General features: G+C 46.2%; 15 protein-coding genes. All 15 read right to left on the bottom strand.

Translation table 11 applies throughout. The features are described 5' to 3' along the window. Position 1: 1 nt before the first annotated feature. Complete coding sequence (mazG, locus tag NSQ37_RS05665; protein WP_007409933.1) at positions 2 to 1,477, bottom strand: nucleoside triphosphate pyrophosphohydrolase; 1,476 nt, start codon at positions 1,475 to 1,477, stop codon at positions 2 to 4. Continuing rightward, on the bottom strand, positions 1,467 to 3,047 hold the full coding sequence (locus tag NSQ37_RS05660; protein WP_015239026.1) for a putative polysaccharide biosynthesis protein: 1,581 nt from the start codon (positions 3,045 to 3,047) through the stop codon (positions 1,467 to 1,469). Before NSQ37_RS05660 ends, mazG begins: the two co-directional genes overlap by 11 nt. Positions 3,048 to 3,215: 168 nt before the next feature. Further along, on the bottom strand, positions 3,216 to 3,752 hold the full coding sequence (spoVT, locus tag NSQ37_RS05655) for a stage V sporulation protein T (RefSeq protein WP_004264646.1): 537 nt from the start codon (positions 3,750 to 3,752) through the stop codon (positions 3,216 to 3,218). 136 nt (positions 3,753 to 3,888) lie between these two features. Beyond that, a complete protein-coding gene (gene mfd / locus NSQ37_RS05650; RefSeq protein WP_007409931.1) occupies positions 3,889 to 7,422 on the bottom strand; it encodes a transcription-repair coupling factor in 3,534 nt (1,177 codons plus the stop codon). 69 nt (positions 7,423 to 7,491) lie between these two features. Continuing rightward, entirely contained in the window at positions 7,492 to 7,722 is a 231-nt protein-coding gene (locus tag NSQ37_RS05645) for an anti-sigma-F factor Fin family protein (protein WP_004264650.1), read from the bottom strand. 61 nt (positions 7,723 to 7,783) lie between these two features. Next, complete coding sequence (gene pth / locus NSQ37_RS05640) at positions 7,784 to 8,350, bottom strand: aminoacyl-tRNA hydrolase (RefSeq protein WP_004264652.1); 567 nt, start codon at positions 8,348 to 8,350, stop codon at positions 7,784 to 7,786. A gap of 84 nt (positions 8,351 to 8,434) precedes the next feature. After that, complete coding sequence (locus tag NSQ37_RS05635) at positions 8,435 to 9,043, bottom strand: 50S ribosomal protein L25/general stress protein Ctc (protein ID WP_341123400.1); 609 nt, start codon at positions 9,041 to 9,043, stop codon at positions 8,435 to 8,437. An 84-nt stretch (positions 9,044 to 9,127) separates the two neighbouring features. Further along, positions 9,128 to 10,081, bottom strand: a complete 954-nt coding sequence (locus NSQ37_RS05630; RefSeq protein ID WP_007409928.1) for a ribose-phosphate diphosphokinase — start codon at positions 10,079 to 10,081, stop codon at positions 9,128 to 9,130. A gap of 21 nt (positions 10,082 to 10,102) precedes the next feature. Beyond that, positions 10,103 to 11,473 (bottom strand): bifunctional UDP-N-acetylglucosamine diphosphorylase/glucosamine-1-phosphate N-acetyltransferase GlmU, encoded by a 1,371-nt coding sequence (glmU, locus tag NSQ37_RS05625; RefSeq protein WP_004264658.1) that lies wholly within the window; start codon positions 11,471 to 11,473, stop codon positions 10,103 to 10,105. A gap of 191 nt (positions 11,474 to 11,664) precedes the next feature. Beyond that, complete coding sequence (gene spoVG, locus NSQ37_RS05620; protein WP_004264660.1) at positions 11,665 to 11,958, bottom strand: septation regulator SpoVG; 294 nt, start codon at positions 11,956 to 11,958, stop codon at positions 11,665 to 11,667. 195 nt (positions 11,959 to 12,153) lie between these two features. Next, positions 12,154 to 12,534 carry a 2-iminobutanoate/2-iminopropanoate deaminase gene (gene ridA, locus NSQ37_RS05615; protein ID WP_004264663.1) on the bottom strand — a complete coding sequence of 127 codons (381 nt, stop codon included), beginning with the start codon at positions 12,532 to 12,534 and terminating at the stop codon, positions 12,154 to 12,156. Next, a complete protein-coding gene (gene purR / locus NSQ37_RS05610; protein ID WP_004264666.1) occupies positions 12,531 to 13,388 on the bottom strand; it encodes a pur operon repressor in 858 nt (285 codons plus the stop codon). The genes ridA and purR overlap by 4 nt, the downstream gene beginning before the upstream one ends. 55 nt (positions 13,389 to 13,443) lie before the next feature. Continuing rightward, positions 13,444 to 14,313: a 4-(cytidine 5'-diphospho)-2-C-methyl-D-erythritol kinase gene (gene ispE / locus NSQ37_RS05605; protein WP_007409927.1), complete on the bottom strand. Its 870-nt coding sequence runs from the start codon at positions 14,311 to 14,313 to the stop codon at positions 13,444 to 13,446. Positions 14,314 to 14,456: 143 nt separating this feature from the next. Next, positions 14,457 to 14,645 (bottom strand): small, acid-soluble spore protein, alpha/beta type, encoded by a 189-nt coding sequence (locus NSQ37_RS05600; RefSeq protein WP_011996172.1) that lies wholly within the window; start codon positions 14,643 to 14,645, stop codon positions 14,457 to 14,459. Between the two features lie 162 nt (positions 14,646 to 14,807). Then, positions 14,808 to 15,068, bottom strand: coding sequence for a biofilm formation stimulator Veg (veg, locus tag NSQ37_RS05595; RefSeq protein ID WP_003218330.1), 261 nt, complete (start codon positions 15,066 to 15,068; stop codon positions 14,808 to 14,810). Positions 15,069 to 15,262: the final 194 nt, after the last annotated feature.

Below are 15,262 nucleotides of genomic sequence, written 5' to 3'. Positions count from 1 at the left end.
ATCAGAATCTCCTCTCCATTTCTTTTGCTTCATCCCACAATTTGTCCATTTCCTCAAGTGACATTGCGGTCAATTCAAGTCCCTTTGCTGCCGCTTCTTTCTCAATATAAGCAAAGCGTCTGCGGAATTTGTCATTTGTCATGGCGAGCGCTTCCTCAGGCTCAATTTTATAGTATCGGCCGATATTGACCAATGCAAATAAAACATCGCCGAATTCAGCTTTTAAGCTGATTTCATCTGCTGATTCGGCGGAAGCCTCTGCAGAAAATTCCTTCAGCTCTTCATTTACTTTATCCCATATATCCTGAACGTCATCCCAGTCAAAGCCGGTTTTTGCGGCTTTTTTCTGAAGCTTGGCCGCTTTTGCAAGAGAAGGCAGTGTTTTCGGCACGGCATCCAGCAATGAAGTGGATGTTGTTTGCTTTTCCGCCTTTTTGATTTCTTCCCAGTTGGCGACGACATCATGTTCATCCTGAACCTTAACATCCTTAAACACATGCGGGTGCCGTCTGACCATCTTCGCACTGATGTCTCTGATGACATCATCAATTGAGAAATACCCCTCGTCTTCTCCGATCTGGGCGTGCAGCATAACCTGAAGCATGACGTCCCCGAGTTCTTCTATCATGTGATCCGTGTCCTCTTCGTCAATGGCCTCAAGCAGTTCGTAGCATTCCTCAATCATATATTTCTTTAATGACTGGTGTGTCTGCTTTTGATCCCACGGACAGCCGTTCGGCCCGCGAAGCTCGCGAATAATACTTCGGAATGCAGAAAATTCCTGGTAAAGGAGTTCTTCTTTTTTAATCGGCGGAACATACACGCTTGTTAAGTTATTTATTTCTACATTGCGGTCAAGCTCAAACAAAGGCACCTTGGTCATCTTTTCTCCCTTGCTTCCGGCTGCCGTGACGATGACCACTTCATAGTCGTCAGGCAATTTCTCCATAAGCGTCAGCTTCACCTCAGAGGCCGTCATTTGGTCATAAACCTGGCAAATGATCAGGTGATGGCGGAGTTCGAGCTCATCCGGCGTCATTGTTTGCGCATCCGTAAATTGAAACCCTTCAATCGGATCAATTCGCAATGCATTAAAAGTGGCATCCAAAAAGCTTTGCCCTCCGGCAGTATGAACAGCTACCTGTTGTTCTTCCCGGCGTTCAAATAACAGCTGAACGGTTTTCTCAGCGACAAACGGATGTCCGGGAACAGCGTAGACGACATCCTCTTGCTTCGCTTTTTCAAACAGAATGTCCGCGATCTCTTCATAGACCGCTTCAAACTGATCATGTTTTTCATAAATATCATCAAAATACCGGATGTCCGCTTCCGTCTCTTGCTCTAATTCCGGAATCAAAGGGTGGTCTTTCGTTCTTATATATAAATGCTTCGCCTGAGTCAGCAGCTTATGTATGCCCACTGTCAACTGATCCATGTCTCCGGCGCCGAGGCCGACGACCGTAATGTTACCTGCCATGTTTTTCTCTCCTCTTTTTCAATTTGCTTAAAGCACTGCCGAAAGGAAGGCCGCTCAGCTCTTCGTCCGTGAAAATCTTCATTCTTATCATACAATAAATAAACAATAGCCCTCCGATGACTGACGCAGACAGACTCTCACATACAGCTCCGGCCCTGCTGACGGGAACAAATAACTGCCATAGCTTCATATATACGAGCAGAAAGAAGACCATCAGCAGACTGCACCAGCACAGACGGGCAATCACGCCGCCGATATTCGTCAGCCAGCCCTTCGACCAAATTCTCCGGAGATTCAGGCACGCAACTGCGGCAAATGCCAAGACGGTCGCCAGTGCCGCTCCTGTAATACCCCAGCCGGGGACCAGCCAAACATTCAGCACCCATTTCAGCGCCCCTCCCGCCAAAACGGATACGGCGGGGAAAACGGTATGTCCCGCTCCTTGCAGAATCGCGGCTGCTGTAAGCGCAATCGAGGCAAAAAAGATAGATAAGCTGAATATTTGTAAGGTCTGCGTCCCCTCACTGTTTTGGAAAAGCATGATATTCACCGGCTCTAAAATGCAAAAAAGCCCGGCTGATGCACCGATCCCTACCGCAAGGCAGAGCTTGACGGCTGATGTCGCTTTCTCTTTTATGATAAACGGCTTATTCTCATGCACCGCTTTTGAAATTGAAGGAACCAATGACGCGGCGATACTGACGGCAAACACGGTTCCCAGCTGAAGGAGCGGCTGTCCGCGGTCATATATGCCTTTCAGCTGTTTCGCGGCATGGCTCTCCGTCCCGTCTGAAAGCAGTGAATATAAGTTTAAGGCGTCTACAAGCTGAATCAAAAGCATGAGTACACTGCTGATACAGATGGTGACTGAATAAAGCAGCAGCTTTTTTACAATGACGGCCGTTGCGATATGTCCGCCGTCTTTCTTGGTTTCTTCCCGCTTATACCAGAAAACAGCCAATACACAAAGGGCTGCCAAGCTTCCGGCAATTGATCCCGAGGCCGCCCCCGCACCAGCGGCGTATAATGAACGGCCGCTTTTCAAAAGCCAGAAGGATAAACCGAGAAGCACCGCCACGCGAAGAAGCTGTTCCGTAATCTGGGATAAGGCTGACGGCATCATATCATGCACGCCTTGGAAATACCCCCGGAAAACCGCCGTAAACGGAAACAGTATGAAAGCGAACGCCGCGACCCTTATCAGCATCACAAGGCGGGCGTCACCCATAAAACCGGCCAACGGCGCCGCACCGGCATACATGAGCGCAAACAGAACAAGTCCGGCCGCCGTGACATAAAGGGCGGAAATTTTCATTATTTTTTGTTTATGATCGCTATAATCGTTCATTAATTTTGAGATGATAACCGGAAAACCGGATGTTGACAGCATGACCGCGATCCCTAAAAACGGATACACCTGCTGATAAATGTAAAATCCGACGTCACCGACAATATTCTGAAAAGGAACCCTGTACACGGCGCTTAATATCTTCGTCACGATACCCGCAACGACGAGCACAAAAGCACCTTTCCATGCCGATTGCCGCTTGGCGCCAACTGAATCGTTCATCCAAAAGCTCCTTCCAGCCGCTAGAAAATTACGTCTATAAAACGAGCTTATTATATCACAATCCTAACGGCCGAACCGATAGAGAGCACATATGAATATGAAAAAGAACAGCACTTGTATAAGGGCTGCTCTTTCTCCGTTTTCTTATTTCAATAATGGTAATAAGACCTACTGCTCCATTTGTCTCGCCAAAAAACTGGCTGCCGTTTCTACCGCTTTATGTTCTACTTCTCCAAGTGCCTGTTCCTTGGAAAAGATGACTACGGCACCGATAGGATCGCCATTTGCCACGATCGGAGCTATTGTATAGGAGCTCATATCTTCATCAATGTCATTAACAAGCTGCGCGGACTTCACGTCGTTTTCTACCACTGAGCTGCGCTGATCCATCGTTTTTTCGAGCAAATCGCTGATGGCTTTGTTCAGAAATTCTTTTTTCGAACTGCCTGAAACGGCAATATACGCGTCACGGTCGCAAATCAAGACGGAATGGCCGAGACTGTCATACAAAGCATCTGCATATTCCTTCGCAAAATCGCCAAGCTCACTGATAGGAGAATACTTTTTCAATATAACTTCTCCGTCGCGGTCAACGAATATTTCAAGCGGGTCTCCTTCCCTGATTCGCAGTGTTCTCCGAATTTCTTTAGGAATGACGACCCGTCCTAGATCATCAATACGACGTACGATACCTGTAGCTTTCATCTCTCTGGTGCCTCTCTTTCATGTGATGATATTTAAGGGAAAGTACTAAAGCTCTTTACTTTATGTAGCTTCCGCCACTCGCTTGAAATTAGTATCCGTCACATCAAATGTAATATACACCAGAGAGTAACAATTTTTATGAAGACGCGATTGTTTCTTTCTTCACATCCTGAAGGCCTTTCAGCATGCCGAGCACGGTCTCCAGCCACTCTTCCGTTTTGCGGCCTTTCGTCTGTACTGAGATTTTCAGCTTTTTCCCTTCCATTCCCAGTCCGATCTGCCGGCCGTATTTATTGCCGAGTTCGAACAATTTCTGACCGTCAATCTGTGCGCTGGCCTCTTCAGAAATGGTAAATCTGATCGCGTCTTTATCCTGCTTGATGAGTTCGACGCGTTCATATTTTCCGTATACCTTCATCTCAGCAACCGTAAACAGCCATTCAACCTCTTTAGGGTAGCTGCCGAACCTGTCGATGATTTCATCTTGAAGCTCATTTTTCTCCTCAATTGTGGCGATTGACCTGAACCGTTTGTACATGTCGATTTTTTGCTTGCCGTCTTGTATATAGTTTTCAGGAATATACGCGTCAAGCTCGATATCGATTTCTGTCTCAAACTGTTCGCTTTTCGGAATATCGCCTTTCCGCTCTTCAATCGCTTCCTTGAGCATTTGCGAGTACAGGTCAAAACCGACCGAGTCGATAAAGCCGTGCTGCTGGGCGCCGAGAAGGTTCCCCGCTCCCCTGATCGTCAAGTCACGCATGGCGATTTTAAAGCCTGATCCCAGCTCGGTAAATTCTTTAATCGCCTGCAGCCGTTTTTCCGCCACCTCAGTGAGCACTTTGTCTCTGCGGTACGTAAAATACGCATAAGCGACGCGGTTGGAACGGCCGACCCGTCCTCTCAGCTGATACAGCTGAGACAGCCCCATTTTGTCTCCGTCGAACACAATCAAGGTGTTGACATTTGGTATATCTACGCCTGTCTCAATAATGGTCGTGCTGACAAGGACGTCTGATTCCCCTTCCAGAAAATTGAGCATGACGCTTTCCAATTCATTTTCAGTCATTTTTCCGTGGGCATATGCCACTTTCGCATCGGGAACAAGCATGGAAATTTCATCAGCCTTCCGCTCGATGTCATCCACGCGGTTGTACAAGAAATATACCTGTCCTCCGCGCGCCAGTTCTCTTTCGATGGCTTCCCGCACAAGCGCGCCGTTGTATTCCACGACATATGTCTGAACAGGGAAACGGTTTTCCGGCGGCGTTTCAATAACAGATAAGTCCCGCACACCGAGCATGGACATATGAAGCGTACGCGGTATCGGCGTCGCTGTAAGAGTCAGCACATCGACATTGGCTTTGATCTGTTTGATTTTTTCCTTATGCGTTACGCCGAAGCGCTGCTCTTCATCAATGATGAGCAAGCCGAGATCTTTATAGACGACGTCTTTAGATAAGAGCCTGTGGGTTCCGATTACGATGTCTACCGTTCCGTTTTTCAGGCCTTTAATCGTTTCATTGGATTCTTTTCTCGTTCTGAATCGGCTGAGAAGACCGATGTTAATCGGATAGTCCTGGAAACGCTCCATAATGGTTTCATAATGCTGCTGCGCGAGTATTGTCGTCGGCACAAGAAGCGCGACCTGCTTTCCGTCTGCGATCGCTTTAAAGGCCGCTCGGATGGCTACCTCCGTCTTCCCGTAACCCACATCACCGCAAAGCAAACGGTCCATCGGGCGCTCTCTTTCCATATCCTTTTTAATCTCCTGAATGGAACGGAGCTGGTCCTCTGTTTCCTGATAAGGGAAAGCAGATTCGAACTGCCGCTGCATTTCATGATCCGGCGAGAACGCATAGCCCTTGCTTGCTTCCCGTTCCGCATAAAGCTTAATCAGATCATCGGCAATATCCTGAACGGAGTTTTCAACTTTTTTCTTCACCCGTTTCCATTCACTGCCGCCCAGTTTATAAAGCTTCGGTTCTTTTCCTTCAGAGCCGACGTACTTCTGCACCTGGTCGATTTGTTCTACGGGGACGTACAGCTTATCGCTGCCCTGATAATGAATGTTGAGGTAATCTTTATGAATGCCTTTGATTTCTAGTGTTTCGATCCCCAAATACTTACCGATCCCGTGGTTGACGTGGACGACATAGTCGCCGACCTGAAGCTCGGAATAGCTCTTGATCCGTTCGGCATTTGTCAGCTTCTGCTTTCTCGGCTTTTTCTTAATTCGGTTTTTGAACAGCTCTTCCTCTGTAATGACGGCCAGCTTCATCAGCGGCAGTTCAAAACCGGATTGCAGCTCGCCTTCCATGACATAGACCTGTCCTTGCACAAGCGCTTTGGAACTGTCCGTTTTTGCGGCTTCAATTTCGTAATCAGCCAGCACGGATGCCAATCTGTCGGTTCTGTCCTTATTTGCGCCTAAAAAGACGACGGTGAAGTTTGATTTCTTAAAGCGCTCCATTTCACCTGCGAGCACATTCATCTGCCCGTGAAAACTCTGCATCTGCCGGCTTGTCACATTCACGATATTCTGAGGGCTTGTATGCTGGACATGACGCAAAAATAATGAATAATAAATAGCCGGGCGCCGCTTTTCGCTCATAAGCTCCTGAAAGCTGAAGGATAAATGAATGTCATGCAGAATTTTCCCTTCCTCGAGCAGACTTGTCATAAATTCGGCCTCTTCTTTTTGCAGCTGATCCTCCATTTCATGAATGCGGCTGACCTCGTCTAACAGTAACAACGTGTCTGCCGGTGTATAATCTAGCAAACTAGCAGGTTTTTCGTAAAAGTACGAGAGATACTTCACAAGTTCCTGATCAGTCTGTCCCGTTGATAACCGTTCTTTATCATGTGAGATATTGATATGAAGCATTTCCTTTTGTTTGTCCTGCTTCAGCTTTTTCAGACTGTCGGCAAGCCCTTTATCGAGCCTTTCCATCGCCCGGGCTTTTTCTTCCGCCCTGATGATCAATTCCTTCGCCGGTCCGATCGCCACATGTTTGAGCGTCTCAATTGATCTCTGGTCATCAGAATTGAAGCTTCTGATGGAATCGACCTCCGTATCAAACAGTTCAATTCGCACCGGATGCTCCGACGTCAGCGGATAAATGTCGATAATTCCGCCGCGAATACTGAATTCACCGGGTGCAGAAACCATATCGGAACGCTCATACCCCACCTCTACAAGGCGCGCGGACAGCTGATCCGGTTCTATTTCGTCTCCGAGTGAAATGACGAGCTGGCTGCTTTTCCACAGCTCCTTCGGTGGAAGCATTCTTCTCACTGCCGCAACGGGCGCCACAACGACCGGCGCTTCTCCGTTTGTTAATCTATTAATGACATCAAGCCGCTGAGCGCGCAGTTCAGGGCTCGCTACCGCAATTTCTGAAGAAATCAATTCATTCACGGGGTATAAAAAAACAGATTGATCCCCGAGAAGCGCCGTCAGATCTTCCGTCACTTTTTGGGCCTGATATAAATTATGGGTGATAAAGAAAATCGGCCTTTTCGTTTCCTGTGCAAGGGCGGAGGTAAAAACAGAACGCGCGGAACCTGACAGACCCGCAAGCAGCTGTTCCTTCAGCCCCTCATGTAAACCGTTGACAATGGATTTAAAATCATCGCTTTCTTTAATAAAGGTTTGAATGTTGTCCATATGGGCCCTCCTCTCTATTTTCTGCAAGAACAGAAAAACGCTTTGGTCTAGAATCTACACCAAAGCTTCTTATTGAATAAATGTGTTGTGTTCATGGTAGTGCGGATTGCGTTCCAGCGCCTCTTGGCAGTCTTCACAAATTGTAAGAACATGGACATCTCCATTGTCTTTATATGAAATCATATCGTTTCTTTCCTCATTTGTTAAGTGCTGAAATCCAAGTGACTGTGTCGGCACCGTCGAATATTCCAGGCTCCCTACCTTAAAGCCGCAGTGGCGGCAGAAATAATGCAAAGCCATACGTTGGACCTCCTGATGTGAAAAAATCATTTTTCCCTAGTATGGTCTCCCATTATTTATCTTATACATTTGCATTAAATTCGTTCATGACTTCTAAAAATGGTTTCGTTAAGGAAGCTTCGCAGGCTTTTACAGTTTTTGAGACGGCATCATTGATATGCGGCGCTTCTTCCTTCGTAAAAGCTCCCAGTACATAGTCAACGACTTTCATTCCGTTGACGGGGCGGCCGATTCCGATTCTGACCCGGTCAAATTCAGGGGTTCCGAGGTGCTGTATAAGCGATTTAATTCCGTTATGTCCGCCTGCGCTCCCCTTCGTCCGGAGCCTGATTTTCCCCGTCGGAAGATCAAGGTCATCGTATATGACTTTCAGATCTTCATGATCGGCATCATAATAATCCAGTAGCGGCCGCAAACATTCCCCTGATAAATTCATATATGTAAGCGGTTTAACAAGTAGAACTTTTTTTCCGGAAACAAACCCCATTCCGTAAAGTCCGTTGAATTTCGTTTTATTCAATTCAATATTCCATTCTTTAGAAAGCTCGTCAATGGCCATAAAGCCGACATTATGTCTCGTGTTCTCGTAGGTTTTTCCCGGGTTACCCAGACCGGCAATCACAAGCATCGTAAATCCTCCCTCAACATCGCTGTAATTCTTCTCATTCTAGCACAAAAGACGTAACCTCGGGCGGGTTACGTCTTAAAGCGCTTATTGATTTTCTCCTTCGGGCTCTTCCCCAGGAGACGGTTCCGCATCTTCTTCGAATGCTTCCTGCTTAGGAGGAAGGATGGAAGCCACGACTTCTTCCGGGTCGTTTGTAAATGTATAATTGCCGTCAGCAGTCAGATCTGCGATGGTCAGCACATCATTCATTTCAAGCCCGGAAATATCAACATTGATTGTCTGAGGGATGTCCTTCGGCTTAGCCTTAATCGAAAGCTCATGCAGCGGCTGCTGGATGACGCCTCCGTCTTTGACTCCCTTCGCCTCTCCCGTCAGCTGAATCGGCACCTCGGCCTCCAGCTCCTCACTCATATTCACGACTTGAAAATCGGCGTGCGTCAATTCGTTTTTGAGCGGGTCTGTCTGAAGATCAGTCACCATAACCGATTGCTGATTTCCGTTGACATCAATTGTGATAATCGTGTTTTTTCCTTCGCCCCGCAATGTTTTAAGCAATTCGACACTGTCTAAAGAGACAGGCGTATTCGTTATTTCTTTACCGTATATAATCCCTGGAACATGTCCTGAATGACGGATTTTCCGAAGCGTCGAACGTTTAAAATCTGTTCTTTCATTTGCTTTTAAAGTTGCCATATTCAGCACCATCCTAATTATCGTTTTATCGTCCTATTAGAACAATACCCACAATAACTGGGATTTAAACCTTAAAATTTCGGTTTAGCTGAATAAATAGCTGACAGATTGTTTCTCGTGAACGCGGATAATCGCTTCAGCCAGAAGCGGTCCGACAGAAAGCTGCTTAAAGCGTTCGATTTTTTTCTCATCAGGAAGCTTAATGCTGTTCGTTACGACAAGCTCCTTGATTTTAGAGTTATTGATCCGCTCAACGGCAGGACCTGACAGTACAGGGTGCGTACAGCATGCATACACTTCTGCAGCTCCGTTTTCAACCAGCGCGTTAGCGGCAAGTGTGATTGTGCCTGCCGTATCAATAATATCATCGATCAGAATCGCTGTTTTACCTTCCACGTTACCGACGATGTTCATCACTTCTACCTCATTCGGTCTAGGACGGCGTTTGTCGATAATCGCGATCGGCGCTTTCAGACGGTCCGCAAGTTTGCGGGCGCGCGTCACACCGCCGTGGTCAGGAGAAACAATAACGATATCTTTCAAGTCTTTACCTTCAAAGTAATGGCCTAAAATCGGAACACCCATTAAGTGGTCAATCGGAATATCAAAGAAACCTTGAATTTGCGGCGCGTGTAAATCAAGCGCGATCACGCGTGTCGCACCCGCTGTTTCAAGCAGGTTTGCAAAAAGTTTTGCCGTAATCGGTTCACGTGATCTTGCTTTTCTGTCCTGGCGCGCATAACCGTAGTACGGAATGACAATGTTGATTGTTTTCGCGGAAGCGCGCTTTAAAGCGTCAACCATAATCAGCAATTCCATGATGTGCTCGTTGACCGGCGCACTTGTAGACTGAATGATATAGCAATCACAGCCGCGAATACTTTCTTCTATGTTGATCTGGACCTCTCCGTCACTGAATCTTGTAACAGAGCACTTTCCTAATTGAACCCCTACATTATCCGCGATTTCTTTTGCAAGTTCTGGATTTGAATTCAAAGAAAAAATCTTTAAATTCTTATCTCCGTATTCGTTAGACATGGTAAACCTCCGATTTTAGGATTATTTTTTATGAATGTTTTTCACATAATCTTCTTTATTTACTTGTCTTGCTCTGGCAATGGCAAGCGCTTCGCCCGGCACATCTTCAGTTACGGTTGAACCCGCAGCGACGTACGCGCCTTCTCCCACTGTAACAGGAGCGACCAGATTGGAGTTGCAGCCAATAAAGGCGCCGTCTTCAATTTTGGTTAAATACTTTTTCTTCCCATCATAATTGACCGTGATGGAGCCGCAGCCCAGATTCACATCCGTGCCCACTTCGGCATCACCGATATAGCTTAAATGAGATGCTTTGCTCCGGTCGCCGAATTGTGTTTTCTTGATTTCAACAAAGTTTCCGATCTTCACTTCATTGCCGATTGCGGAATCGGGTCTGATGTGAGCAAAAGGACCGATATTTACATCATTCCCAACTTTGCTGCGATTGACAACGGATTGTTTAATCACAGTGCGGCTGCCGATTGAGCTGTCCTCTATCTCAGTGTGAGGGCCGATGACACATTCATCGCCGATTTCAGCTTGTCCCTTTAACACAGTTCCGGGATAAATAACTGTATCTTGTCCGATACGTGCGTCAGGTGAGATGTACGTATTCATCGGATCGATTAAAGTGACTCCGTTCTGCATATGCCGTTTGTTAATACGCTCTTTCATATACATTTCAGCCTGAGAAAGAGCGACTCTATCATTCACTCCGAGCGTCTCTTGGAAGTTACCAGTCTGGTAAGCGGCAACAGTTTCGCCTTCGTCTTTGAGGATTTCGATCACATCCGGCAGATAATACTCGCCTTGGGCATTTTCATTCGAAACCTGTTCGATGACACGAAAAAGAGCCTCGTTATCAAAACAGTACGTTCCCGTGTTGATTTCTTTCACAAGACGTTCTTGCTCCGAAGCATCCTTGTGCTCCACGATTTTTTGAACGGCGCCGTCTTCACTGCGGATGATTCTTCCGTATCCGGCGGGATCGTCGGCAACGGCCGTTAACACCGTGGCTTTTGCACCTTTGTCTGTATGTTCATTCAGCATGGCTTCCATCGTCTCCGCCGTCAGAAGCGGTGTATCGCCGCAAATAACGATCGTGACACCCTTTTCTCCGTGAAGAAATGGTTTTGCCTGTTTTACCGCATGAGCCGTACCGAGCTGTTCTGCTTGGAGAGCGTAATCGCTTTTCTGTCCGAGCTGCTTCTTCACATCTTCGGCGCCGTGTCCTACGATGGTGACAAGCTTCGCTAAAGATAATTTCAGAGCTTCGTCTGCGACGTGCTCTACCATAGGCTTTCCGCATACCGGATGAAGGACCTTATAAAGCTTCGATTTCATTCTCGTTCCTTTTCCGGCAGCTAAAATCACTGCAAACCGCTTATCCATTTAATGGCCTCCAATATCCCTTTTATCCATAGAAAAATATATCCTAAATAGCTGTTGATTTCAAGAAGACATCAAAAAGTGCAAGAATTTTCTATGTAATCGCTTTATTACTGAAAAATCAGATTTAAAAAAGGACTGCCGGAAAAGGCCTTGTGTCAGCCTTTATCAGCAGTCCTTACATTTTGTTATGTTTAAGAAGCCCCGGCTTCTTCATATTCTAATGCTTCAGAATCACCCAAACGATGATACTCATTTAAAACAGCATCCTGGATCTTGCCCCGCGTGCTGGAATTAATAGGATGAGCAATATCGCGGAATTCTCCATCAGGGGTGCGTTTACTCGGCATCGCAACGAAAAGACCATTGTTTCCATCAATCACACGAATATCATGTACGACAAATTCGTGATCCAGCGTGATGGATGCAATCGCTCTCATGCGACCATCGGTATTCACGCGGCGTAATCTTACGTCAGTAACTTCCACAGTAGTTCACCACCTTTTCCCTATATAAAAGCATTAGTCTAACAATTCCACGATTCTTTTTAAATTCCTGCACGTTTCAAAAAGTTTTTTTGAAAATATAGGATATACATACACAATTAGGTGATAAACCATATTTGGGGATCATATACTGCATAAAAAAAGTGATCCCGAATACCGGAACCACTTTTCTGAGATTTAAGATTTCACCAGCGCAATGACTTCAATTTCCACGAGAGCGTCTTTCGGCAGTCTCGCCACTTCCACACAAGACCTTGCCGGCTTATGTACATCAAAGTATTGTCCGTACACTTCATTCACTTCCGCAAACTGCTCCATATCAGCAATAAACACCGTTGCTTTGACAACCGTCTCGAGAGAAGCGCCCGCTTCTTTCAGCACAGCTTTTAAATTGCTGAACACCTGATGCGTTTGCTCTGTGATATCACCGTTTACCATTTCTCCTTCAGCAGTAAGAGGAATCTGGCCTGAGCTGTAAAACATGTTGTTTACGATGATTCCCTGTGAATATGGCCCGATCGCTGCCGGCGCGTGTTTTGTATGGATTGCTTTTGTCATTTTTCTGTCTCCCCATTCTTTAAATGCTGTTCTTTAAAAAATCGCAGAAAATTGCCGTTTTGAATCTCAATCGTTTTGTCTTTCATATTGATGGTTGAAAGCGTGAGCAGTGACATGTATTCATCGACAAGCCGTTCATTCACTCCCTCGGCTTCAACCAAGACGCCTATTCCCGCAACGTTTGCGTTAAACTCATCAAGCAGGCTGATCATGCCGTTAATGGTGCCGCCGGCTTTCATAAAATCGTCAATAATCAAAACGTTCGAACCCGTAGCCAAACTTCTTTTCGCAAGCGACATCGTTTGAATGCGGTTAGACGACCCTGATACATAATTGATGCTCACCGTGGAGCCTTCCGTCACTTTGTTGTCCTTTCGCACGATGACAACCGGAACGTTCAGATAACTGGCCGCTGCGTAAGCAAGAGGGATTCCTTTTGTCGCAACGGTCATCACCACATCAATCTCCCGCTCCGCAAAAACGGAAGCAAAAAGCCTGCCTACATGAGAGAGGACAGATGGTTTTCCTAAGATATCCGTTAAATATACATAACCGCCCGGAAGGATACGCTCAGGATTTACTAAAGACTGTCCCAGCTCCTGTATAAACGCTTCTGCTTCAGCCTGTTTCACTTTCGGAATGTATTTGACGCCTCCGGCAGCTCCCGGCACTGTAAGCAGCGTCCCAATGCCTTGCTGTTCAAAGGTCTGTTTAATAATCGTTAAATCTTCACTGATTGATGACTTTGCTGATTGATACCGTTCTGAGAAAAACGTTAACGGTATTAATTCATGCGGATGGGTTAACAAATAATTTGTTAAGTCCACCAATCTGCCGCTGCGACGAAACTTCATGAACTTACCCCCAAAATCCGAATAATTTAAAAATAATATAACTTAACATACGGATTTAATCAAGAGCATTCTGTTCGCCGATCATCCGCACCGCGTACACTTGATCACAGAAACCTCTTAACCCGTTATAAATCCGCTGCACCTTCGATTCGTATTGAACCAAACCGAATACAGTCGGTCCGCTTCCGCTCATTAACACCGCATCAGCGCCGAAGCGTTTCATTTGATTTTTAATCATCGCCACCTCGGGATGGAGGCTGAGCGTAACCGACTCCAATACGTTTCCTAATTGTCCGCATACCTTTTGGAAGCTTTTTTCTTCAATCGCGTCAATCATCGCCTGCACATCAGGATGCCGAACCTGCTGTAAGTTCAGCCGGCGGTACACTTCGGCAGTCGATACCCCGATCGTCGGTTTGGCGAGCACGACCCAGCAATGAGGCGGAGCACTGATGTGCCTGATCTTCTCACCGCGTCCGGTTGCCAGGGCAGTGCCTCCGTATACACAGAAGGACACGTCTGAACCGATTTCAGCTCCAAGCTCCGCGAGCTCTTCGACAGAAAGCTTTAAATCCCAAAGCCTGTTCAGCCCTCTGAGCGTGGCTGCCGCATCGCTGCTTCCGCCGGCAAGCCCTGCCGCTACAGGGATCACTTTTGTAATCATAATGGAAACGCCTTTTTTGACTTGAAATCGTTCTTTAAGCAGTTTGGCTGCCTGATAAGCCAGATTCCTTTGATCATCCGGAACAAAGCGATTATGCGACGCCACTCTGATAACGTTTTCGGGCAGTTCTGTCAGTTCAATCCGATCTGCCAAATCAATTGTCGTCATGATCATCTCCACTTCGTGATAACCATCCGGGCGTTTACTCGTCACATCGAGGGACAGATTGATTTTGGCCGGCGCTTTTTCTAAAATACGCATAGCTTTCACCTACTTCTCCATCTAAACATAAGTATGAACATTGTATCACATTTGGAGACCCGGAGGTACTTATCCGAAATTGACGCCGGTTTTGACAGCCGATAGAAAAAACCGGGGAACGGATTGTCCCCCGGGCCACTGCATTATCGGTTATTTTGGTTCTGAGCCGCCATCTGCTGTTCGGCAATCTCAATCGCGCGTTTTACCATATTCCCGGCGTCACGCGCCCGAATGCCTCCCCAGCCCTCGTTTTTCACCGTATCGTAAAAACCAAGGTCCTTCGCCAGCTCATATTTGAACTCATCTGACATAACTCCACGACGTCTGCCCAAACGAAACAACCCCTTTTATAGAATTGATCACCATTCGTGCACGCCACGATAAAACATGTGACACTTATAGCTTCCGTTTAATCGGCTGAAACTTTCGAGGGAATAATTAGAAGAGCTTTAGAAGGCAAAACAAAAAGCAGTAAACAAAAGGTTCACTGCCCATTAAAATGCTACTGAGCTTGCCGCATCGTCATTGAATGTCAATTCAACAGTCTCAGTCAGAATATCAGCATAACTGTATGAAACTCTTTCAAACGAATTCTCGTCTTGATCTAGTTGTATCACAAAAACAGAAGGGTACGTCTCAGCTAAAATGCCCGAACGCTCAATCGTTTTTCGGCGGCCGCCGTTTGCTTTTAACGTAAGCCGTTTACCTAAATTCCCATCAAGCGATCTTTTTATATCGGACAACGTCTTCGCCATTGCATCCACCTCACTACATTTATTGTACAACAAGAGCCCAATTTTGTCAAATAAAATTTAAATTATATCAACGTTAATAAGTCATTGTCAACAAAATTATTTTGACAAAATTCTATTGATTTCTGCGTTATTTTTCACAAGTTCCGGAAATTTATGTATCAATATGTAAAATAATTAACCCGCATAGCGAAATA

The organism is Bacillus sp. FSL P4-0334, assembly GCF_038004825.1.
GTDB lineage: Bacteria > Bacillota > Bacilli > Bacillales > Bacillaceae > Bacillus > Bacillus velezensis.
This window is presented reverse-complemented; position numbering and strand designations above follow the sequence as displayed.